The sequence below is a fragment of the Bisbaumannia pacifica genome (assembly GCF_007989625.1).
Taxonomy (GTDB): Bacteria; Pseudomonadota; Gammaproteobacteria; order Pseudomonadales; family Halomonadaceae; genus Bisbaumannia; species Bisbaumannia pacifica.
This window is the reverse complement of the sequence record NZ_BJUK01000033.1, coordinates 1-22,501: the sequence shown is the minus strand read 5'-3', so window position 1 is coordinate 22,501 and position 22,501 is coordinate 1. Positions and strand designations below refer to the sequence as shown.

19 protein-coding genes are annotated in these 22,501 nt (G+C 62.8%); 17 read left to right on the top strand and 2 right to left on the bottom strand.

Going from position 1 to position 22,501, the window contains the following annotated elements:
* Nucleotides 1-97: 97 nt before the first annotated feature.
* Nucleotides 98-1,549, top strand: a complete 1,452-nt coding sequence (locus HPA02_RS13165; protein WP_146803666.1) for a mannose-1-phosphate guanylyltransferase/mannose-6-phosphate isomerase — start codon at nt 98-100, stop codon at nt 1,547-1,549.
* Nucleotides 1,546-2,727 (top strand): glycosyltransferase, encoded by a 1,182-nt coding sequence (locus tag HPA02_RS13160; protein WP_146803665.1) that lies wholly within the window; start codon nt 1,546-1,548, stop codon nt 2,725-2,727. The genes HPA02_RS13165 and HPA02_RS13160 overlap by 4 nt, the downstream gene beginning before the upstream one ends.
* Before the next feature lie 340 nt (nt 2,728-3,067).
* Here the strand turns inward: HPA02_RS13160 and HPA02_RS18250 are convergent, their stop codons facing one another.
* Entirely contained in the window at nt 3,068-3,253 is a 186-nt protein-coding gene (locus tag HPA02_RS18250) for a hypothetical protein (RefSeq protein ID WP_186809989.1), read from the bottom strand.
* A gap of 36 nt (nt 3,254-3,289) precedes the next feature.
* Here HPA02_RS18250 and HPA02_RS13155 point away from each other — a divergent pair, with 36 nt between their 5' ends.
* The 15 genes from HPA02_RS13155 (at nt 3,290) to HPA02_RS13090 (ending at nt 21,419) form a co-directional block, all read left to right on the top strand.
* Nucleotides 3,290-5,866 (top strand): glycosyltransferase, encoded by a 2,577-nt coding sequence (locus HPA02_RS13155; protein WP_186809988.1) that lies wholly within the window; start codon nt 3,290-3,292, stop codon nt 5,864-5,866.
* Nucleotides 5,863-6,681 (top strand): ABC transporter permease, encoded by an 819-nt coding sequence (locus HPA02_RS13150; RefSeq protein ID WP_146803663.1) that lies wholly within the window; start codon nt 5,863-5,865, stop codon nt 6,679-6,681. Before HPA02_RS13155 ends, HPA02_RS13150 begins: the two co-directional genes overlap by 4 nt.
* A 9-nt stretch (nt 6,682-6,690) precedes the next feature.
* A complete protein-coding gene (locus tag HPA02_RS13145; protein WP_146803662.1) occupies nt 6,691-7,923 on the top strand; it encodes an ABC transporter ATP-binding protein in 1,233 nt (410 codons plus the stop codon).
* Complete coding sequence (locus HPA02_RS13140) at nt 7,920-9,362, top strand: methyltransferase domain-containing protein (protein WP_186809987.1); 1,443 nt, start codon at nt 7,920-7,922, stop codon at nt 9,360-9,362. Before HPA02_RS13145 ends, HPA02_RS13140 begins: the two co-directional genes overlap by 4 nt.
* A complete protein-coding gene (locus tag HPA02_RS13135) occupies nt 9,359-10,384 on the top strand; it encodes a glycosyltransferase family 4 protein (RefSeq protein WP_146803660.1) in 1,026 nt (341 codons plus the stop codon). Before HPA02_RS13140 ends, HPA02_RS13135 begins: the two co-directional genes overlap by 4 nt.
* 408 nt (nt 10,385-10,792) lie before the next feature.
* A complete protein-coding gene (locus HPA02_RS13130; RefSeq protein WP_146803659.1) occupies nt 10,793-14,044 on the top strand; it encodes a DUF4214 domain-containing protein in 3,252 nt (1,083 codons plus the stop codon).
* A gap of 183 nt (nt 14,045-14,227) precedes the next feature.
* On the top strand, nt 14,228-15,037 hold the full coding sequence (locus tag HPA02_RS13125; protein ID WP_146803658.1) for a SapC family protein: 810 nt from the start codon (nt 14,228-14,230) through the stop codon (nt 15,035-15,037).
* Nucleotides 15,038-15,236: 199 nt separating this feature from the next.
* Nucleotides 15,237-15,407: a hypothetical protein gene (locus HPA02_RS18245; protein ID WP_186809986.1), complete on the top strand. Its 171-nt coding sequence runs from the start codon at nt 15,237-15,239 to the stop codon at nt 15,405-15,407.
* A 45-nt stretch (nt 15,408-15,452) separates the two neighbouring features.
* A complete protein-coding gene (locus HPA02_RS13120) occupies nt 15,453-15,965 on the top strand; it encodes an opioid growth factor receptor-related protein (RefSeq protein WP_146803657.1) in 513 nt (170 codons plus the stop codon).
* A 31-nt stretch (nt 15,966-15,996) separates the two neighbouring features.
* The gene (locus HPA02_RS13115) at nt 15,997-16,689 is read left to right on the top strand and encodes a hypothetical protein (RefSeq protein ID WP_146803656.1); all 693 of its coding nucleotides are present in this window, start codon (nt 15,997-15,999) and stop codon (nt 16,687-16,689) included.
* 91 nt (nt 16,690-16,780) lie between these two features.
* On the top strand, nt 16,781-17,884 hold the full coding sequence (locus tag HPA02_RS13110) for a DUF4214 domain-containing protein (protein WP_146803655.1): 1,104 nt from the start codon (nt 16,781-16,783) through the stop codon (nt 17,882-17,884).
* A 95-nt stretch (nt 17,885-17,979) separates the two neighbouring features.
* Nucleotides 17,980-19,116, top strand: a complete 1,137-nt coding sequence (locus HPA02_RS13105; RefSeq protein WP_146803654.1) for an acyltransferase family protein — start codon at nt 17,980-17,982, stop codon at nt 19,114-19,116.
* A 98-nt stretch (nt 19,117-19,214) separates the two neighbouring features.
* Nucleotides 19,215-19,424: a DUF6447 family protein gene (locus tag HPA02_RS13100; protein WP_146803653.1), complete on the top strand. Its 210-nt coding sequence runs from the start codon at nt 19,215-19,217 to the stop codon at nt 19,422-19,424.
* Between the two features lie 248 nt (nt 19,425-19,672).
* Entirely contained in the window at nt 19,673-20,188 is a 516-nt protein-coding gene (locus HPA02_RS13095) for a hypothetical protein (RefSeq protein ID WP_146803652.1), read from the top strand.
* Nucleotides 20,189-20,222: 34 nt separating this feature from the next.
* Entirely contained in the window at nt 20,223-21,419 is a 1,197-nt protein-coding gene (locus HPA02_RS13090) for a Calx-beta domain-containing protein (RefSeq protein WP_146803651.1), read from the top strand.
* Nucleotides 21,420-21,513: 94 nt separating this feature from the next.
* On the opposite strand, the gene HPA02_RS18240 is transcribed toward HPA02_RS13090, so the two are convergent.
* The coding region (locus tag HPA02_RS18240) for a hypothetical protein (RefSeq protein ID WP_222593999.1) at nt 21,514-22,501 on the bottom strand (988 nt) is incomplete at its 5' end.

The following is a 22,501-nucleotide window of genomic DNA, read 5'->3' as shown; positions in this document are numbered from 1 at the left end:
GCTGCTACTGCCGATAGGAAATGCTATCATCCTCCGCCATTCGACTGATGGATGACCAACCACCATGGGTGCGTCGATGCTATATCAAGGAGGAGCGATGATACTGCCCGTGATACTGTCTGGTGGCTCTGGATCGCGCCTTTGGCCGGTCTCTCGAGAGGCCTATCCCAAGCAGTTTCTCAAGCTCAACTCCTCCGACCATTCGCTGCTTCAGGAAGCGGTATTGCGTCTGGGGTCGCTGGCCGAGTGCCTGCCGCCGCTGTTGGTTTGCAATGAAGCGCATCGTTTCCTGGCCGCCGAGCAACTACAGGCGCTGGGAGTGATACCGAGTCGCATCGTGCTTGAGCCCATGGGGCGAAACACCGCTCCGGCTCTTGCCTTGGCGGCTCTGGCGGCGCAGCAGGATCAGGACGATCCGCTGCTGTTGGTGATGCCTGCCGACCATGTAATCGAGGATGCCCAGGCTTTCCTGGACGCCGTAGCGCAGGGGCGACGCTTAGCTCGCAAAGGGAAACTGGTGACCTTTGGCATCACGCCCGCTTCTCCGCATACCGGTTATGGCTATATTCGTCGTGGCGAGGCCCTGGGCGATGCCGGTTACCGAGTCGATGCTTTCGTCGAGAAGCCCGATGCCGAACGCGCTGCCGCCTATCTGTCCAGCGGGGACTATCTGTGGAACAGCGGCATCTTCCTGATCTCGGCCAGCCGCTATCTCGAGGAGCTGGAGCGTCATGCCGGCGATATCCTCGAATCCTGCCGTAGGGCGCTGGCGGCCAGCCGCGAGGATCTCGACTTCCTGCGCATCGATGTCGAGGCCTTCGCCGCCTGCCGTGGCGAGTCTATCGACTATGCGGTGATGGAGAATACCCAGGATGCGGCCGTGGTCCCCATGGACCCCGGCTGGAGTGATATCGGTGCCTGGGATGCCATCCATGCCCTACACTCCCGCGACGATGCCTCGGGTAATGCTACCCAGGGGGATGTTCTGCTGCACCAGGCACGCAACACCCTGGTCCGCAGTGAGTCACGCCTGGTAGCGGCGGTTGGCGTAGAAGACCTGGTTATCATAGAAACCGATGATGCCGTGCTGGTGGCCGACCGTCATCAGGCCCAGGAGACCAAGCGCATCGTCGAGGCGCTCAAGCGCGACAGTCGCTGTGAGCATCTGACTCATCGGCGCGTTTATCGCCCCTGGGGCTACTACCGGACCATGGCGATCAGCGAGGGCTTCCAAGTCAAGGAGATCGTCGTCAAGCCAGGTCATCAGCTCTCCCTGCAGATGCATCATCACCGCGCCGAGCATTGGGTCATCGTCGAGGGTACCGCCCGCGTGACCCAGGGAGAGCGCCCCGGCGATCAGCAAGGACTGACTCACCGGGTGCTGACCGAAGGGGAGTCCACCTACATTCCGCTGGGGATCCTGCATCGGCTGGAAAATCCCGGGCTGGTGCCGCTGCGGCTGATCGAGGTGCAAACCGGCTCCTACCTTGGAGAGGATGATATCGTGCGCTTCGACGATGCCTATGGCCGCTCTTGTGACGTCTCATGAGCGAGTCGGCACCTCTCACGGCGCTGCATGACGGCTATGGCCACCTGCGGGTGGCCATCGTGCATGATTGGCTGGTGGTGCAGGGCGGGGCGGAAAAGGTGCTCGATGCCTTGCTCGAGGCCTTCCCCCAGGCGGAACTCTTCACCCTGGTCGACTTCTTGCCCGCCGAGCAGCGTGGGCGCATTGCCAGGCATCGCGTGCAAACCAGCCTGATCCAGCGCCTGCCCTTGGCCCGACATCGTTATCGACATTACCTGCCCTGGATGCCCTACGCCATCGAGCAGTTCGACCTCAGCGACTTCGACCTGGTGATCTCCTCCAGCCATGCCGTCGCCAAGGGAGTGCTGACGCATCCCGGGCAGCGTCACTATTGCTATTGCCATACGCCCATGCGCTATGCCTGGGACATGAAAGAAGCCTATCTGCGCGATGCGAACTTTCCGGCACCCATTGAATGGGCCGTGCGGCGAAGCCTCAAGCGGCTGCGTCAATGGGATCACTTTACCGCCAGCCAGGTGGATCACTTTATCGCCAACTCGGCGAACGTGGCGGGGCGCATTGCCAAGTTCTACCGGCGTGATGCGACAGTCATCCACCCACCAGTCGATCTTCCCCGGGACCTTGCTCCCGACGCCCCGCGAGAAGACTTCTATCTTGCGGCATCGCGACTGGTGCCCTACAAGCGAATCGACCTGATCATCGAGGCCTTCAAGCGGGATGGGCGACGGCAATTGAAGGTGGTTGGCGATGGCCCCGAGCGAAAGCGCCTGGCACAACTGGCGGCAGGGGCGAACAATATCCAGCTGCTGGGCTATCAGCCCGATGCGGTACTAAGTGATCTGATGAGCCGTACCCGTGCCTTCGTGTTCGCCGCCGACGAGGATTTCGGCATTCTACCCCTCGAGGCCCAGGCCCATGGAGCTCCGGTGATCGCCTATGGGCATGGCGGTGCCCTGGAAACCGTTCGTGGGATCGAGAGCGCGGAGCAAGCGACTGGGCTGTTCTTCGATGTGCAGACGGCGGATAGCCTGCTATCGGCCATCGAGCGATTCGAGTCGTTGACCTTTTCACCCGCAGCGCTCCACCAGCAAGTGCAGCGCTTCACCCGTACCCACTTCTGGCAGGCACTCTATCAAGTGCTGGCCAGTCCCGATGCAATGACGGAGCCGTTGTCATGAAACAGGCGCTACGACGGTGGATCTCGCGCTTGTTGAAGCGCTTGGCGCACTCTCCGCGACTCAAATCGATCGCCAAGCGTAGTCTGGAGCGCGCCCCCCGGCTACGAGGGCTGGTATTGCGGCTGATGCATGGTGGTTCGCTCTTCGGACGACAAGCCGGCATCAATCGCTTCGAGCCGCTCAGCGATTATCAGCAGCGACTGACGCAAGACTTGCACAAGCGATGGGGGCGGTAGTGAAGAAGGTGTTAGATATCATCGATAACCCGGGTGGCCTTCCTCTAGATGCCGATACCTCCTGGATACCGGGGCTGATCCAAGACAAGCGGCCCGGAGACAAGCTATTGCTGCTGGGGTTTACGGATGCGGAGCTGATCACGCTTCGTCGCCGATTGCACAGCGTATTCGATGAGGCGGAGATCCTTTCCTTTAGCACGCAGGCTCGTGATGCTCTGGCTGCCCAGGCGCCAGGCCTGGTCCCCCTGGCCATTCGCGGTATGCTTGCCGGAGTCGATGTCGATAGCCATCGTTACCGACTCCATGCCGACCAGCCTGCGGCTGACATGGGTCTCGATGCCTTGCTGGCCTCGTCCGATCCGGAGTTGCCGGCATCGCGGCCGCGCCTGGCGTTTATCTCTCCGTTGCCGCCCGAAGCAACGGGAATTGCCGACTACAGCGCCGAGTTGCTGCCCTATCTGGCCGCTCATTACGAGATTACCCTGGTAGTCAGCCAGCCAGTGGTCGAGGCCGCCCTGGTCGAGCGCTTTGCGGTCATGGAGCCCGAAGCATTTCGCGCCTGCAGCCACGAATTCGACCGTATCCTCTATCAGGTCGGCAATTCGCCCTATCATGCGTTTCAGTTCGACCTGCTCAGGGACCATCCGGGGACGGTGGTCCTGCATGACATCTATCTTTTCGATGCCGTCTGGTGGCTCGCCGACAGCGGGCTATGGCCGGATGGGTTACGTCAGCGGCTGTTTCAGGATCATGGCTACCCGGCAGTCCTTGCCCTGGACGCCTATGCCCAGCGTGACTCCCAGGGGGGGCGTGGACCGGAAGAGTACCCGGTCAATGGCTTCGTGACTCAGGAAGCCGCCGGCTTGATCTACCATTCACACTTTGCCGAATCCCTGGATCGCCATTGGCGTGTCGAAGCCTGGCAGGAGCCGGCGGCAGTGATCCCTCACCTGCGCGAATTACCCACACTGGCCTCGGCCGGGGAGCGGCGTGACAAGCGACGGGCCTTGGGAATCGATGACGATGCCTGCCTGATTGCCAGTTTCGGCGGCATCAACCCCAAGAAGCTGACCGACCGGCTCGTCGAGGCCTTTCTGGAAGGCGACTGGTCACAGCAGGATGACGTCTACCTCATCCTGGTGGGTGCCCAGCACAGTGGCGCCTTCGGTCAGCAGCTGGAGCGTCGTTTGCGTGAGCATCCGCGAGGTAAGCGTGTTCGGGTTACCGGCTATGTCGACCGTCAGGAATATCTCGACTGGTTGCAAGTCGTCGATATCGCCGTGCAGCTCCGCCAGCAGTCTCGCGGGGAAAGCTCCGGCGCCATTCTCGATGCCATGGCTCACGGACTCGCCGTCGTGGCCAATGCGCATGGCAGCAGTGCCGAGTTGCCCGCGGAGGCGATGGCCATGCTACCCGACGCCATCGATGCCGAGGCGCTCAGCACGATCCTGGGCGAGCTGGTGACGCGGCCCGATGCGCGACGAGACAAGGGACGATTGGCTCGTGACTGGGTCGCGACGCATCTCGATCCGCCCAGCGTGGCCATGGCCTATCGTGATGCTATCGAGCGCTTCGCCAAGCAGTCTCGGCGTCAGCGTCGCGAAGCCTGGCTGGACGACCTGGCGCTTTTGCCTGGCCTGGCCGACAAGTCGGCGGATGACCTGGCGGCGGTGACGCGCGCGCTAAGCGATGTCGATAGCCTGGCCCCTCAGGGTGCCCCGCGGCTGCTGTTCGATGTCAGTACCATCGCCTGGCATGACCTCAAGACCGGCATCGAACGCGTCACTCGTCGCCTGGCCGACCATCTACTGCGCCATCCCCCCGCGGGGTGGCGTGTTGAGCTGATACGCTGGGGGGGAGAAGACTTCCATCTGGCCAGAGGCTTCGCCAGCGATCAACTGGGCATTCCCTCACCGGGCCCCGATCGCCCCTACCAGCCCCGGCCCGGGGACGTCTATATCAGTGTGGAGTGGGCTCCGCCGTTACTCGAGCAAGCCGGAGAGGCGCTCAAGCGACTGCGCGCCAATGGGGTGCGCTGCTACTTCACCGTGCATGACCTGCTGCCGCTGCACCTGCCGGACTGCTTCCCCGCCGACGTTCCGATCACCATGCGGCGCTGGTTTACGGCCATTGCCGAGCTCGCCGATGGCATTACCTGTGTATCGGCGACGGTGGCCGAGGACGTCAGGCAGCACCTGCACCAGCTGTCGCTCGATGAGGCGCAGCATCCCTGGGTCGATTATTTTCATCTGGGTGCCGACTTCGCCGGCCGGGGCGAGCCCCAGCCACTGAGTGCTCGCGAGCAGCGGCTGCTGGCGACGCTCGCGGCGCTCGACGGCGCGACCCTGCTGATGGTCGGTACCATGGAGCCTCGCAAGGGCCATCAGCAGGTGGTCGATGCCCTCACCCTCTGCTGGCAACGTCGGGTGCCGCTCAACCTGATCATCATTGGCAAGCAGGGCTGGCAAGTCGACGAGCTGGTGCGCCAATTGAAGCAGCATCCCCAGCGCCAGCAGCGTCTGTTCTGGCTAGATGGCGTCAGCGATGCCCTGCTCAAGCGCCTATATCAGCAGGGCGATGCCCTGGTCGCCGCATCGTTGGGCGAGGGCTTCGGCCTGCCGCTGATCGAGGCCGCTCAGCATGGTCTCGGTATCATCGCCAGGGACATCCCGGTATTCCGCGAAGTGGCGGGGCCTTATGCCGACTACTTCCGGGGAGATACCGGCGAGGCCTTGGCCGAGGAGTTGATCGCCTGGTTCGAGCGCTGGCAGCAGGGGCAACAATCGCACTCGCAGGGCATGCCTTTCAATCACTGGTCGCAGAGTGCCGAGCAGTGGCTCGCCCCCATCCTGGCCGACCTGCCGACCTGCCCGGCGCCCGGCCAACCCGGAGAGACTGCATGATGCCTTATCCACTGCGTCGTCGCCTGCACGGCTGGCGCCGCCAGTTTCCATTGATCTGGCACCTGGCCAGACAGGAACTGATCGATCGCCACAAGGGCTCGCTGATCGGCAAGGCCTGGACCCTGATCTCGCCGCTGGTCAATATCCTGGTCTTCGTGCTGGTGTTCTCGCGCATCATGGGCGCGCGTCTGGAAGGCTTCGGCGCCGAGATCGATCAATACAGCTACAGCATCTATCTGATCATCGGCATCCTTGCCTGGACGGCCTTCGCCAAGAGCCTGTCGAGCATCACCAATGTGTTCAGCGAAAGGGCAGGGGTGATTACCAAGGTCAAGCTGTCGCTCAAGGCCTTGCCCATCTCCGTGCTGATCGCCGAAGCCATTATCTACGCCATCGGCATGAGCTTCTTCATGGTCTTCCTATGGTGGGTCGACTTCCCCTTCGGCGTCTGGTGGCTGGGGGTGCCGGTAGTCTTCGCTCTGCAACTCGCTTTTACCTATGCCCTGGGCTTGCTGCTGGCCGTGCTGGCCGTCTACCTCAAGGACATCCGGGAAGGTGTCGCGGTACTCCTGCCGGTATGGTTCTGGACCACGCCTATCGTTTACGTCAGCGATATCCTGCCCGAATGGGTCATGCACTACCTCCGGCTCAACCCCCTCTATCACCTGATTGACGCCTACCGGGAGCTCATCATGTATCAACGCCTTCCGGATATCATGGGCCTCGCCAACCTGCTGTTGCTGACCCTGCTCCTCGCCGGCGCGGCCTTCTGGTTGCTGGGGCGAACCGAGCGTGATCTGCGCGATTGCCTGTAGGAGCCACCCATGATCACCGTCTCCGAACTGCACAAGTCGTTCAAGCTATTCGCCAAACCCGCCGACCGCCTGATCGAGGCCATTACCGGACGGGTTCGCCACAGTACCCATACGGCCCTGGAGAACATCAGCTTCCAGGTGGGTCGCGGTGAGGTGCTGGGTGTGCTGGGGCGCAACGGCGCCGGCAAGTCGACCCTACTCAAGCTGATGACCGGGGTATTGTTACCCGATGCCGGCCGAATCGATATCGAGGGGCGGGTGACCGGGCTGCTCGAGCTGGGCACCGGCTTCAACCCGGAGCTGAGTGGTGCCCAGAACATCACGACCAATGCCCTGATGCTGGGCATGAGTCATCAGGAGATCGAGGCGCGCTACCAGGAGATCATCGATTTCTCCGAACTGGGCGACTACATTCACGAGCCGCTGCGTACCTACTCCTCCGGCATGATCATGCGCCTGGGGTTCGCCATCGCCATTCATGCCGACCCCGCCTGCTTCCTGGTCGATGAGGCGCTGTCGGTCGGCGATGGCTACTTCCAGCAGAAGTGCATGAAGCGTATTCAGGCCTTCAAGGAAGCGGGGGGCGCCATCCTCTTCGTCTCTCATGACCTCAATGCCGTCAAGGTGCTCTGCGATCGCGCCCTGGTCCTTGAAGGCGGGCGTATCGTGCACCAGGGCGACCCCGAGCAGGCCGTGAATCACTACAATCGCATCATGGCGCGACAGGCCGAGGAAGAGGAGGGGCGCTTGCAGGCGCGGCAGGAGGGTGCCTACGGCACCCGCCAGGTCGAGATCCGCCATGCCGATGCCTGGGGGAGACGCAGTGGCAGTGCCACCCTGGGCAGCGGTGATGTCCTCGAGGTAGTCCTCGATCTCGAGGCTCACCAGGCCCTCGACGATGTGGTCATCGGCATACTGATCCGCGACCGCTTCGGTCAGGACATCTTCGGCACCAACACCCACCACCATTGCCAGAGGCTGCGGCTGGCCGCCGGGGAGCGGCGTCGCGTGCATCTGGCCATCGGCGCCGATATCGCCCCAGGAAAATATACCCTGACCCTGGCACTGCACTCCGGCGACCACCACCTGGATGACTGCTACTGGTGGCAGGACGGTGCCCTACAGTTCGAGGTGGCCGGCTACCTCGAGGGCAAGTTCTCGGGACTCTGTCGCCTGCCATGCCAGATCGCCCTGGAGGACAGCACCGCTTGCCCATCGCCCTCTCGTCAGGAGGCCCCATGAGTCGTTTCGGTGACCTGCAAGATCTCGTCGAGCACGTGCGATCGGCCGCCAGCGAGCTGGAGTCGAGTCCGCCGCCCTATGCGCCTCTCGTCGACGACGATTACCTGAAGCTGCTGGCCCTGGATCAACGCCCGCTATGCCATGATGCCCCTTTGGACCCCGCTGCGCCGCGGCTGGCCGAGCTGTTGGCCTATGACCGGGACGATGGCGATTTCCTGCGCGGTGCTTACCGACAGTTGCTGGGGCGGGAGTGCGACGACGAGGGGTATCATTATTACCTCGATCTGGTGCGCGGCGAGGGACGCCTCGCGGTGCTGGTTACCCTGGCCCGGGCCGAAGAGGCCATTCACTTTCGCCACGCGCATCAGCGGCAGCTGCCCGACCGGCTGGTGCGCTGCATGCGTGCCTGGCAGCGACTCTCGTCGCTGGGGCCCCTGCGTGGCCTGGGGGAGCGAGCCTGGCGGCGTTACCTGGCCTGGTTGACACGGCGCCATCGTCAGGACTGGGCGCTGGAGGCCGGCCTGTGTCGGCTCCTGGCCGAGCAGCGGGCCTGGCGTGGGGATCGTCATGGGCTAGTGAGTGCCCTCCTCGAGATGAATCGTCAGCAGGGCTGCCTGAGTGAGCGCCAGGAGCAGGCGCATGCCCGTCAGCAGGCGCTGTGGACTCAGCTGGCCACGATCCGCCGCCAGGCCGTCTCTTCGTCTCCCGAGGCACCGCCGCCGCCTAGCGGCGGAGAGAGCCTACCCATACTCGATTCGGCCACTCTCGATGCCTATTACATCGCCTTCGAGGCCGCGTTCCGTGGTCCCGAAGCGCAGATCGCCGAGCACCTCGATCATTACCGGGGCGACTGGACACGCGCCCGCCAGGCCGGGCAGCAGGCGCTCGATCTCGGTTGCGGCCGTGGCGAGTGGCTGCGTCTGCTGACCCAGGCCGGCTTCGAGGCCCGCGGCATCGACCTCAATGCCAGCATGGTGGCTCACTGCCGCGAGCAGGGCTTCGCGGTGACCCGGCAGGATGCCCTGGCGGCCCTCGCCGATTGCGCCGACGACAGCTTGGCACTGATCAGCGGCTTTCATATCGCCGAACACCTGCCGTTCGACACCCTCTTTGCGCTGGTACAGCAGGCCCAGCGGGCGCTGGCGCCGGGGGGCGTGCTGATCCTCGAGACGCCCAACCCCGAAAACCTGATCGTCGCCAGTTACAGCTTCTACCACGACCCCACCCACCGTAACCCACTGACGCCGGTCACCTTGCAGTTCCTGTTGCAGTTTCATGGCTTCGGCGACACCGCCATTCGACGCTTCAATGCGCCGCCGGAGGCGACGCGCCTGCCCGGTGACGGGCCGGTGGTGGAGCGTCTCAATGCCATGCTGGCCGCCCCCATGGACTATGCCGTCGTCGGCACCAAGGCACCCCGGGAGGAGGCTCAGGGATGAGGCTACTGGTTACCGCCAACCATACGCCCTTTATCGCCGGAGGCGCCGACTACCATGTACAGGGCCTGGTAGCGGCCCTGCGGCGCCAGGGGCATTGGGTCGAGTGCTTGCGTCTGCCGTTTCACTACGGCGAAGCGCAGATTCGTCGCCAGATGCACTATGTGGAAGGCCTGGAAGTCGTCCTGCCCAATGACGTCAGGGTCGATCGCGTCATCAGCCTGCAGTTTCCTGGTTACGGCGTCAGCCATCCCGATCACGTCGTCTGGCTGATGCACCAGCACCGTGCCTGCTATGAACTCTTCGATGCCGATACCGCCACGCCGGCCCTGACCGACCTGAAACCCGAGGTGGAGGCCTTCGATAACCGCCACCTGGCTGCGGCGCGCCGGCGCTTCGCCAACTCGCCGCGCGTGGCCGAGCGCCTGGCGCAATTCAACGCTCTGCACGCCGAGCCGCTCTATCATCCTCCGCACCAGGCGGAGCACTTTACCTGCGCCGATGACTGGGGCTATGTCTTCTATCCCAGCCGCCTCGAGCCCCTCAAGCGGCAGACCCTGCTGATCGAGGCCCTCGCCGAGTGCCATCGGCCGGTGCGCCTGCTGCTGGCCGGCGATGGCAGCCAGCGAGGCGCACTCGAGGCCTTGATCGAGCGTCGCGGCCTGCAGGAGCGGGTCGCCCTGCTCGGGCACATCAGCGAAGCCGAGAAACTCACCCTCTATGCGCATGCCCGTGCCGTCGCCTTTCCCACCCATGACGAGGACTACGGCTATATCACCCTGGAGGCGATGTTGGCCGCCAAGCCGGTAATCACCTGTAGCGATAGCGGTGGGCCCCTGGCGTTCGTGCGCCATGGCCAGACCGGCTGGGTCAGCGAACCCAGCCCCCAGGCCCTGGCCGCCGCCCTCGACGAGGCCTGGGCCATGCCGGGGCGTTGCCAGGAGATGGGGCGTGCCGGTCGTGAGGCCTATCAGGCCCAGGAGATCGGCTGGGAAAGTGTCGTCGCACGGCTGCTTGCGGAGTAGCCGCCAACCCCGACCCTAAGGCCCCTTGCGTCTCGCCGCGAGTCTGTCTTATAGTCCCTATCGTTTATGACCAATGTTCGATAAAAGTATGGGTGGTTTCCTGAAAGCCGGATCGAGCGACATCTTTTCCAATTCATGTCAACCCTTATGGCGTGCGTCAAACAGGGGTTATTCCGCGCTTGAGAGTCATTGACTTGTCAGGAAGCCCGCCTATACATTAGGCACGTTCGCCCTGCATGCAGGGTGATCTCATTCAAGGCAGAATAAGACGAAAGACCGCTTCTGTCGGCATGACGACCACCATGGAATGCCGGGCGAATCAAGCAGAACCTTGAGCGCTCAAGGCAGTAAGGAGAGCTGACCGCTTCGGCGTCGGTATCTTTCTAAAAGCAAGGAGACTATAGTCCCATGGCAACACAAGCATCTTTGGAACTGGCTCAACAGCTGTTCGTGGCCTACTACGGCCGCCCGGCTGATGCCGCCGGTCAAGAGTTCTGGGCCGAGGAAATCGACGCAAATGGTGGTGATGCTTCCGCCATCATTAACCTGTTCGGTACCTCTGCCGAGTTTGAAGCGCGCTTCGGCGACCTGACCAACGAAGAACTGGTCAACAACCTCTACCAGCAGCTGTTCGGTCGCGACGCCGAGCAAGCCGGCCTCGACTTCTACGTCGGCGAGCTGGAAGCCGGTAACACCACCCTGGCCGCCATCGCCCTGGAAATCCTGACTGGTGCCCAGAACGGCGATGCCGACGCCGTGGCCAAGAAAGTGGCCGCCGCTCAGGAGTTCACCGATCTGGCTGGCGACGCCTACGCGGGTAACGACGCCGCCGAAATCGCCAAGGACTTCCTGTCTGGTGTCGATGCCGACACCGTCGTCGACGACCTCGACGTGCAAGGCGTGGTCGACACCCTGCCCGAGCCGACCGACCCGGAAGAGCCCTCCAACCCGGGCGAGACCTTCGTGCTGACCGACGGTCGCGACAACCTCACCGGTACTGACGCCGACGACACCTTCACTGGTTTCGTGGGTCAGAACCAGGATGGCGCCGTTGCCAACGCTTTCGCCACCGGTGACTACATCAATGGCGGCGAAGGTCGCGACAAGATCGAAGCCTCCATGATCGACGACAACGAAGTCGATGGTGCCGGCAACGATCAGGCTCCGCGTCCTTATACCCAGAACGTCGAAGAAATCTACATCGAAGCGCTGGAAAACGTGACTCTCGACGCCACTCGCATGGAAAACGTCGAAGAGTTCTGGGCTGACTTCGGTCGCGGTGACTTCACCGTGAACAACGTCAACCTCCAGGGCAGCAACCTGAACATCACCAAGGACGTGACGTTCGGTATCAAGGACACTCAGTTCGATACCGACTTCACCGCTACCTTCGACAGCCAGTCTCTGCTGCGCGCGCCGGAAGAAGCTGCCAACTCTCAGCTGCAAATCCGCATCGCCGACGTCAGCACCCAGACTCCCGAGACTCCGCTGGCCAACGTTAGCGTGACCCTGGGCTTCGAGCTGGGCGGTCAGGAATTCGTCCTGGAAGACGTGGTTTCCACCGACGGTTCCTACCAGGGCCTGGTCGAGGCCATCGACGCCGCACTGGCCGCTCAGGGCCTGGGCGATCTGCAGGTCACCCTGTCTGATCCGTACACCCAGGTGACCGTTGCAGGCAACACCGTTGACCTGCCGTTCACCGCTCAGGAAATCCTGGTTACCGACCCGAACGGTCAAGAGTTCGGTCAGGTCGACTTCACCCAGGCGGCTATCGAGTCCGTGCCGGGTGGCTTCCTGGTGGCCGGTAACGCCGAGCCGGTCGACCCGACCGTCACCAGCAACCTGATCGAAACCAACCTGGTGCTGGACAACGCCGGTCGCGGCTCCATCGCTGGCGACGTGCGGATCGGTGGCGAGTCCAACTCCCAGATCGGTGTCGAGCGCTTCAACGTCACCGTCGACCGCGGCAGCAAGATCGCTTCCCTGGCTCAGACCTCTTCCAACAGCGATGAGCTGGAAGAGATCCACATCGACTCCACCGGTGCCGATGGCTCCCTGTACGTCGGTGCCGTCGATTCCGACCTGAACCTGATCAACGCGACCGCCTTCGAAGGCGCCGAGCTGAGCATCGGTGAAGGTACTGCCGTCAGCGACCTGGTCTCGTTCAACAGCGCCGGTTCCGACACCGACGTGACCTTCGTGGCCGACTACGACGGTAACGGCCGTGCGTCCGACGCCCAGGCCTTCACCATCAACACCGGCTCCGGCGACGACAGCATCACCGCTGATCTGACCGGTACCTCCACGTCCACCAGCACCACTGCCAGCCTGACCGTCAACTCCACTGGCGGCGACAACGTGGTGACCCTGAGCTCCACCGACGCCGAAGTGAACGAGGCGACCGTCGTGCTGGGTAGCGGCGACGACACCGTGACCGGTGGCGCCACTCACCTGACCGCCAGCACTGGCGGCGGCAACGACACCGTCTACGCCGAAAACACCGGTGACAAGGCCCTGGCGCAGCTGGCGGCTGGCAGCGACTACGCCACCACAGCCGGTGCTAATACCGCTGCCGCGGTCAACGGCTCCCAGGTGCTGAACGGCCGTACCGTGCAGGTCACCGTGGCCATGCCGGAAGAAGGCCCGACCGTCGCTGCCGACTCCTTCGTGGATGGCTTCGAAGTCACCGCCGAGATTCAGGCCGCCAACGGCGTCCTGACCACCGAGCGCGACCTCTACGAAGCCGCCGCTCGTGCGATCAACGAAGATCCGGTAGTCAGCAAGCTGGTTCAGGCCACTGTCGACAGCAACGGCAACCTGAACGTCCAGTACCTGGTCGACGGTGTGACCGTCGCTGCCGAGCAGATGGTACAAGTCGAAGTTCTGGGCGATTGGGCCGATCTGTCCACCGCCAACCAGAACAACATCGTCGAAGCCCTGCAGGAGCAGTATCAGGACTCCGATATCGACGCCACCGACGTGGGCAACCTCTACGACGCCGTCAATACCCTGGAAGACTTCGCGGAAGCGACGGCTACCCTCGGTACTGACGCGACTACCGTCGGCGTGAACACCGTTAACGCCGGTGCCGGCGACGACGTCGTGGTGCTGAGCTCCAACGACGGCACCGTCGACACCCTGGTCTTCGACCAAGGCGGCTTCGGTAACGACACCATCGTTCACTACAACGATGCTGCCAACGGCGACGTGCTGGACTTCACCGCCTGGCTGGACAACGTGACCTCTGCTTCCGGTTCCACCGACTCTCAGCAGCGCGTCGCGACCTCCCTGGTCGATCAAACCGCTGGCCTCGGCGCCATCGGCGAGAACGACGTGGTGGTGACCCAGCTGGAAGAAATCGACGGTTCCACCGTGGCTGCGGTCGAGTTCGATAGCCTGACCACCACCCAGCTGCTCGAAGCCCTGAACACCGGCGGTAGCGGTGCGGCGGCGGCGGCCAACTTCGTCGGCAACATCCAGAAGTCCATCGTGATGGTCGAGAACTTCGACGGTACCGACGGTAACCTGGGTGAGTACAAGGTCTACGAAGTGTCCTACAACATCGCCGATGGCGAGTTCACCGCGGCATCCCTGGTGGGTGTCACTGACTTCGGTGACTCCCTGAATGTTGGTGTTATGGACGACACTAACGTCGCCTAATGCTGACCTCGGCTAAGGCCAAACAGGCAAACGGCTTCGGCCCAGTCGCCTGATCCCTCGGCGCCGTCGCAAGGCGGTTGGCAAGGGATAAAAGCGAAAACCCCGCCTGGTTCGCCAGGCGGGGTTTTTCCGTTCTATGGTATTCTCCTCGCTGTATTGCCTTCACTGTTCCTGAGAGGTGTCATGTCTCGTTATGTGCCATTAAGCAAGACCCAGCATGCCCAATCCGGCGTGGTGGCCGCAGGCCATGAATTCGCGCTGGAGCAGGCGGTCGTGCCGGTCTTGGCCGAAGAACTGCCCCATGTGCTCCCCACCATGGCGGTGGCGTTCGTGCAAGGCGAACAGGACGCTGACTTCGAGCTGGTGGTACTGCAATCCCTGCAGGCCGGTGTCAATGTATACGTCCATACCAACGGGCGCTGGATCGGTGGTTACCGTCCGGCCTGGTACCGCGCCCATCCATTTCGTGTGTTGCGCGATACCAAGAGTCGCCAGCCGGTGGTGTGCGTGGACGAGGAGTCGCAGGCCTTCCAGGCCGAGGCGGGTGAAGACGCCCGACGCCTGTTCGATGACGACGGTGAATTGACCGCCCAGGCGCAGCAAACGGTGCGTTTCCTGGAGAAGTTGGAGCAGGGACGCCGAGCTACCCAGGCGCTGGTCGGCCAGTTGCGTGACGCAGGCGTGATCGTGCCCTGGAACCTGAGTGCCCGGAATCCGGAGGGCGAGAGCGGCTTCGACGTCAAAGGGCTTTTCCATATCGATGAGGCCGCCTTGCGTGCGCTGGACGCAAGCGTGCTGAGCGAACTGGCGAAGAGTGGGGCGTTATCGGTCGCCTATTCGCAACTCTTGTCCGAGCATCGTCTCAAGGGGCTGAGCCGGCTTTACGAGCTTCGCAAACTCGCCGAAGCGCAGGCCAAATCGGCCGATGACGTGGAGTTGGACGAGCTGTTCGGTGACGATGACGACGATTTCAGCTTCGACTTCGATAGCTGACCCCGGAGCGTGATGACCGGGGGCAACCCGCTCATTATCGCTATTTTCGTACCGACCCATCGGCCCCGGCTGCCGAGGGGCCGGCCGCCCTTGATAAAACTTAAATTGCTAATAATGCATGTAATGCGTGTCATTTACCGGCTTTACGGGCTGCCAGGGGCGAGTAAGCTGAGCGAGTGCCTATCAGGAGGATTCGCTCATGTCTTGTCTGACTTCCGAACAGCAGCGCGCCATGATGGCCGAGCTCGTGGCGACGATAGAGCGTTTTCACCGCGATGCCCTGGGCGCCCCCCAGGACTATGAGGCCAGGCGATTCGACGAGCAGCGCAACGACCAGTTGACCATCCTGCTCTATCCCGTGGACAACTAATCGGGGGCGGGCCTCCGTTCGCTCCCCCATGGCGGAGGTGGTGTGGTGAGAGAGGATAGCCTTCGGCTGGTCGAGTTCCAGCGTGGCCAGGCGGTCGATCATCAGGGGCGCACCATCGAGGAACTCTGGGCGCTGCCAGCCTTCTGGTTGGAGCATACTCACGACTATATCCAGTGGCTGTTTCCGATTCCCGAGGCGGGGCGCTTCAACGCTTTCGCCCCGCTGCTGGACGAGGAGGCGCGAGCCGCCTTCGCCGCCGACGAGTCGCTGCGAGCCAGCCACCGACGCTCGCTCGACGCCATGCTGGCCTTCTTCGGGCTGATCCGTCGCGAGCGGGTCATCGAGGCGCGCTCCGATCTCACCATGGGCGAGCATATCTGGCTGAAGCGCGGCGGCCACAACCATCTGCGTATCTCGCGGATCATCCGTAGCTTATTCCTTTGCCACCAGCCCGAGCTGGCGGCGGCCTTCCAGCGGGCAGTGATCGAGATCGGCACGACCCGGGGGGTGGTGTCCGAGGCGTCGCTTGGGTATTGGCGAGCCGCCACCCGGCCGTGATACCGAGTCGCCCGAGTTCTAGGGAGAAAACATGAGTAAATACCGCTCCAATCGCGCGATTCTCGTGCTGGAAGCCCCCTGGGAACTGGATGCCGACGATGCCAACCGCACCAGCGTACTGCCGTTTATCGAGGGCATTGCCAAGTTGACCGGCGATACCGAGGTCCACTACGCCAATTTCTATGACGAGCGCAGTTTCCAGATGGCCCTGGACTGCCTCTGCAAGGGCACCTTCGACAGCCGTACGGTCTATGTCGCCGCGCATGGCTACCGGCGCACCATCGGCGGCATGGATATCGTGACGCTGCTGACGAAAATCGCCCTCAAGTCGAAGAAGTATCATATTACCGGCGTCATGCTGGGCTCCTGCTTCGTCGGCGAACACGCGACGTCCATGGAGGTCTGCCTGCAGGAATCCCGGCTGCGCTGGTGTGCCGGCTATGCCTCGGAGTCCAATTGGCTGGAAGGCACGCTGATCGACTGCTCGATTCTCGCCCATATGTCCGCGCTGAAGGATGATGTCTTCGATGACCGCGAGCGGATCGCCGCCGAGCTGGCCGTCGCCATTCAGCCGTTCCGTGCCGATTACCCCATCGGCGATGATTACCAGCGCCATCCGGTGAAACTGGAGGACTCCTTGCGGTTTGTTGCCCAGCCCCGTGGGCGTGGTAACCGGGCAAGGGATGTCACCTCGCTGGTTTGGGAGCAACACGGCTCGGCCTAGGCTTGCCGGGGCGGGGGGATTCGCTAAGGTTCGGGGTTAGGAAAACCATCGATGGCCCCGACCGGCCGATAACTCATAAGGAATGGATACCATGGGTTTCTATCTCGAGCCTGGCAGTTTCTTTTTCGGTAGCGCGGGCGATGATACCCTGTCGGCGGCGGATGCCGGCCTGGCCATCGGCCTGGATGGCGACGATACCCTACGCAGTTATGGCGGCGTGACCGGCTTGCACGGCGGCCAGGGCGATGACGTGTATCGGGCCGATGCCTGGGTCACGCAGGTCGTCGACGCCGGGGGCGGCAATGACCGGTTACGCGTCCCGGGGCATGTCGATGATTACACCGGGGCCTTGATCGAAGGGGGACATCTGGTGCTGGTCAACCTGTGGACCGGGGCGTCGGTGGTGGTTCTCGACCAGTTGGGGGCCGGGCGGTTGGAACATTTCGAGGATCAGTACGGCAACCACATGTCGGCCCAGCAGGTGGAGCAAAGCGTGCGTAGCGACGGCCTGGGCGTGATCGGCTACCCGCAGCTGGCCGAGGTGCTGGCGGTGGAGGGCGTCGGCGGCAACCAGCTCGAGGCCGCCTTCGAGATCGAAACTCGCCTGGGGCAGCTGGACTGGGCGCCGATCATGTCGCGGCTGGCGGATGCGGCCCTGGACGATGCCGGCGAGGTGGCCGCCGAAATCAGCGCGGCCCTTGTCCCGCAGCTATCCTGGTCGGCGCAATCACTCTGGCAGTCGATGTGCTATGAGCAGGCCCTGCAGGCCACGCGCTTCGTGGGGCTGGAAGCCCAGGTCGAGGTGGTCAACCGGCCGCTGGCGGAGTCGGTGGCGCTGTTGTATGCCGCGGCCCTGGACCGACGACCCGATGCCGAGGGCCTGAGCTACTGGCTGGATCAGGCCTTCTCTGGCATGAAGGTACCGGAGATGGCCGGCTACTTCATTGCCTCGCAGGAGTTTCAGCAGCGCTTCGATGTCGCCGCCGACGCGGCCTTTATCAATACCCTCTACCTTAACGTTCTCGACCGTCCCGCCGATGAGGGGGGGCAGCAGTACTGGGCCGAACAGATGGCCGATGGCCTGCCGCAGGCCGAGGTGCTGATGTACTTCTCCGCCTCGGACGAGAACCGGGCCAATGCCGACTGGCTGGCGGGGCTGTCGCGCCATGACGCCGGTGACTGGGTCATCGCCTGAGCGTTGCCGTGGCTGAGCCGCCCCGGGGGTGTGGGGAGCGGGAGGCGTATCGGGTATGATGCGCCTACCTGTTTTTCCACCACGGTGAGTCAAGGATGCGCTCCTCCAATATTGCCTACCTGCCGCGGCTGGACCATCTGCGCTTTCTCGCGGCGGGTCTGGTGCTGGCCTTTCATCTCTATCACTACTTCTTCCATGGCTGGCGGCCCAACCCCGAGTCGGCCCTGATCGGTTTTATCATCGAGGGGCATAGCGGGGTGGCGCTCTTCTTTACCCTGTCGGGGTTCCTGTTCATGCTGATCGCCATGCAGGGGCCGATTGCCTACGGGCGCTTCTTGTATAACCGCATACTGCGTATCGCGCCGCTCTTCCTGGTGGTCTTCTATCTGGCCATTACCCTGGGCCGTGATGGTTTCGAGGCCGCGGATCTCTTCTATGTGATGTTCTCGAATATCGGTTCACCACCCACCTCGGACTATTTCGTCACCGGGGCGGCCTGGACCATTTCGGTCGAGTTCACCTTCTATCTGATCTTCCCTTTCCTGGCGGCCTTCTTCCTGGCTCAGGGGTGGCGCTATCTGCTCGGTCTGCTGGCCCTACTGATGCTGTTCAAGCTGGTGATCTTCACCCAGGTGGATGACCCTATTCACGTCTTCTATTCCACCTTGCCCGGGCGCCTCGACCAGTTCTTGATCGGCATGGGAGCGGCGCGCCTCTACCATGACCATCGCGAGGCCATGGCTCGGCGTGCCTGGCCGCTGATGATTTCCGGCGCCCTGGCCGTCTATGGCCTGTTGTTCCTGCTGGCGCGTCATGCAAGTTGGATGAGCGAGAATCGCCATGAACCGCTGTGGGTCGTCTGGTCGGGTCTCGAGGCCTTCGGTTGGGCCTGGCTGATCCTCGGTTACCTGGCCTTGCCCCCCAGGCGGGGGCGCTTGGCCGCGGCCATGGCACGTTTTGCCGAGTTCGGAGGCAACACCAGTTACTCTCTCTACCTGCTGCATGCCAGCGTACTGCTGCTGATGCAAGAGTGGTTGGGGGTCTTGCAGCCGACTCCCTGGTTCATGGTGAATTTCGCCATCAACTTGATACTGGCCCTGGTCCTCTGTTTGGCGGTCGCTTCCTTGAGCCATGCCGTCATCGAGAAGCCCTTCCTTGGCTTGCGTCGGCGCTATGTGGCGTCCGACGGTGCAGCTGCCGGGGCGAATGCCGGTTCCGCCACTCGGGCATAGGGCTTGCCCATGGCGGGGAAAACTAAGGTACAATCCTTGGCCATCTTTTGATGGGGCGAATGCCCCGAAGAAGTCGATTAGCGATTGGAGTGTTTTACATGGCTGAGCAGCAGACCCAAACCATCCGTATCGATGGCAAGGACTACGATACCGCCGAGCTGTCCGAGGCGGCCCGCAATCAGGTGGTCAACCTGCGCGTGACCGATCAGGAAATCCAGCGCCTGCAACAACAGGTGGCCATCGCCCAGACGGCGCGTCGCGCCTATGCCGATGCTCTCAAGGCCGAACTCGAACGCGTGGAGCATTGATGCGCCTGTGTGTCGTGCTGTTGCTGAGTGGGATGCTAGGTGGTTGTGTCGATATCCCACTGGTACCCATCATCTGATGGAGTACCTGGCCAGGGGCCAGCCGTTCGGCTGGCCCCTTGCTTTAGTGACTAATAATTTAATGTGAGCTTACTGTTCAGGGGTGTGTGGCTGTACCTGGTCAGGCGTGCGCCGACTCGGTGTTCCCGGTTCCTCGCACCGGGGTTTCATGAATTTTCGATGTGTTACTTATGTTTAGCGATTGCGATCTGATCTATCTCGACGATGGCGGCTACCGGATGACCTCTGAGTCGCAGGAGCTGCGTCAGCGCCTGGATGAATACCGACGCCTATCACGCTATCTCGAGGGTCTCGAGAGGCGGCTGGCCATGATGCGTACCGCCCAGCAGCGCTACCTGGCCGAGCTGCAGCGCGAACTGGCTCCCCGCCGCTTTTTCTGGTTTAACCTGGGTAAGCTGATGCCGGCCCAGTGGTCCACGCCGAGGCGCTTGCGTTGGCAGGATGATGAAGTGAGGCAGGGTGATGCACTGCTGATCTATGTCAACGGCCAGGGTGCTCTGGGTATGGTACAAGTCACCGAAGATGGCTATCGCTGGTGTACTCGCGCCCCGCGCCTGCAGGATGCCATCGGGGCCGGCGAGCTGCGCCAGACATTTCACTTGAGCCACCCGACTCGTCAGTTGTGCCGAGTGGACTCGGCGCATGCCGATGCGCTCTTCCAGGCGATGAAGCGGCGTTGGCAGTAATGGTCAGAGTCACCGGGGCAACGGAGGAACAAGCATGGTGATGGTGACCCGTGATCCGGATCGCTACAGGATATGGCCCGGGGAGGGCTATGACGGCGTCGTGCGGGTGGTGGCCGATGATAGCTATGGTACCGGTACCTTGCTCTACGGTGGCCGTGCCGTTCTGACGTCGGCGCATGTCGTCGAGGATGCCGAGCGGGTGACGGTGCACTTTTCTACGGTTGATGGCGCTGCCGCCCTTAGCGGAGCCAGCTTAGCGCTTCATCCCGAGTACGATGCCGTGGATGCCAATAACGACATGGCCCTGGTGTGGTTGTCGCAGCCGGCACCGTTATCTGCCGCGCGCAGTGCGCTGTATCGACAGGACGATGAGCGTGGCCAAACGACGACCCTGGTAGGCTATGGGCTGACGGGAGAGGGTGACAGCGGCTATGACGACAGCCCGCGTACCTCTCACAGCAAACACCTAGCCGAGAATCGCTTCGACGTTACCGGTGATGAGCTCAAGCAGGCGCTGGGAGGCGGGATCAACTGGTGGCCCCGCGCCGAGTCTCAACTCATTCTCGATTTCGATGATGGTTCCCAGGCGCATGATGCCCTGGGGCTGCTGGCGGGGTATGACGACATCGGTTTGGGCGCGCGCGAGGGGATGATCGCCCCCGGCGATAGTGGCGGCCCGGCCTTTATCGGTGACAAGGTCGCCGGCGTGGCGACCTATGCGGCCAGCCTGACTCGCAATGGCTTGTCGCCCGATGTCAATGACGCCTTTGACAGTAGCTTCGGCGAGGTGGCCGGCTTTCAACGCGTCAGCTACTACCAGCGCTGGATCGATCAGAGCCTTCGCGAGGCGGATGATCAGGCGCCCTCGCGGGCCGATCAGGTGGTGACTCGTATCATTGAAGGCGATGAGGGAACGCAGCTGGCTTATTTCCTGGTCGAGTTTCGTGGTCAGCGTGAGCGCCCCGATCAGTGGGTCAGTGTCGATTATGCGACGCGAGACGGGAGTGCTACCGCCGGGGAGGATTATCTGGCCGTTGCCGATACGCTGGTGCTGTATCCCGGTGAGAGCCAGGCCGTGATACCCGTGGAGGTGATCGGTGATAACCGAGTCGAGCCGGATGAAACCTTCTTTTTGGATGTGTTCAATCCGGTAGGGGGGGAGTTCGCCGATGGGCTGGTGACCCTGACGGCGGTGCGTACCATTGTCGATGATGACATCTTCCTGGCGTAGCGAGCCGCTGCCCTGGGCCGTGTCAACAGAAGCGAAAACAACGCCGGGCGCCTGAAGCGCCCGGCGTGTCGTGAATTGCCCCGCTATCTATCGATCAGGCAATATCCAGCAGGCCGCTATCTAGGCTTTGCCCAACCAGCGAGGCCTCGTCGACGGGCAGCGGGGGCTCTTCGGCACTCAACAAGCCGCCCAGCAGGCCATCATCACCGCCCAGCAGGCCTCCCAGCAAGCCATCATCGCCGCCCAAGAGGCCGCCCAGCAGGCCGTCGAGGAGTCCGCCCACCAGGTTCAGCACACCGGTCAGCAGGCCATTTTCCCCCAGCAGCGGGTCGAGCAGGCCGCCCAGCAGGCCAGAGGTGCTGTCATTGCCGCCGCCGAGTAGACCGCCGTCCCCCAGCAGGCTGTTGAGGATGCCTTCGTCGCCGCTAATCAGGCCACCGAGCAGGCCATCGTCACCGAGCAGCGTATCCAGCAGGCCGCTAAGCGGTGTCTCGCCTTGACCGAGCAGGCCACCGACGATGCCGTCATCGCTGAGCAGGCTACCGAGTACGTCGCCATCCAGCAGGTTGCCTACCAGGTCGGTCAGAGCCCCGACGATCTCTTGATCACCGCCGATCACGTCATTGCCAATAATGCCGGCGTCACCGCCCAGCAGGCCGCCCAGCAGGTTGTTGCCACCGAGGAGGTTACCCAGCAGGCCCTCATCGCCTAGCAGGCCACCAACCAAGCCATCGCCGCCGAGCAGGCCCTCCAGATCCAGTAAGCTATTGCTGCCGCCCAGGAGTTCCCCAACGGTAGTCAGCAGATCGTTGACGGTGGAACCTACCCCACCTAGCAGGCCCTCGAGCAACTGGTCTGTGTCCAGACCAACACCACCTAGGACGCCATCCAGGGCACCATCCAACGTAGCGCCCAGTGTCGAGGTGACGTTTTCCACGGTGCTGCCACCACCGCTCAGTAGCTGTGCGGTGGCACCGCCCAGGTTTTCCAGCAGACCTTCATCTCCGCCACCGAGTGTTAGCAGGGCTTCGAGGAGGGCTGAGACGCCGACGAGAACACCGGTATCGACGATGGTGTTGCCG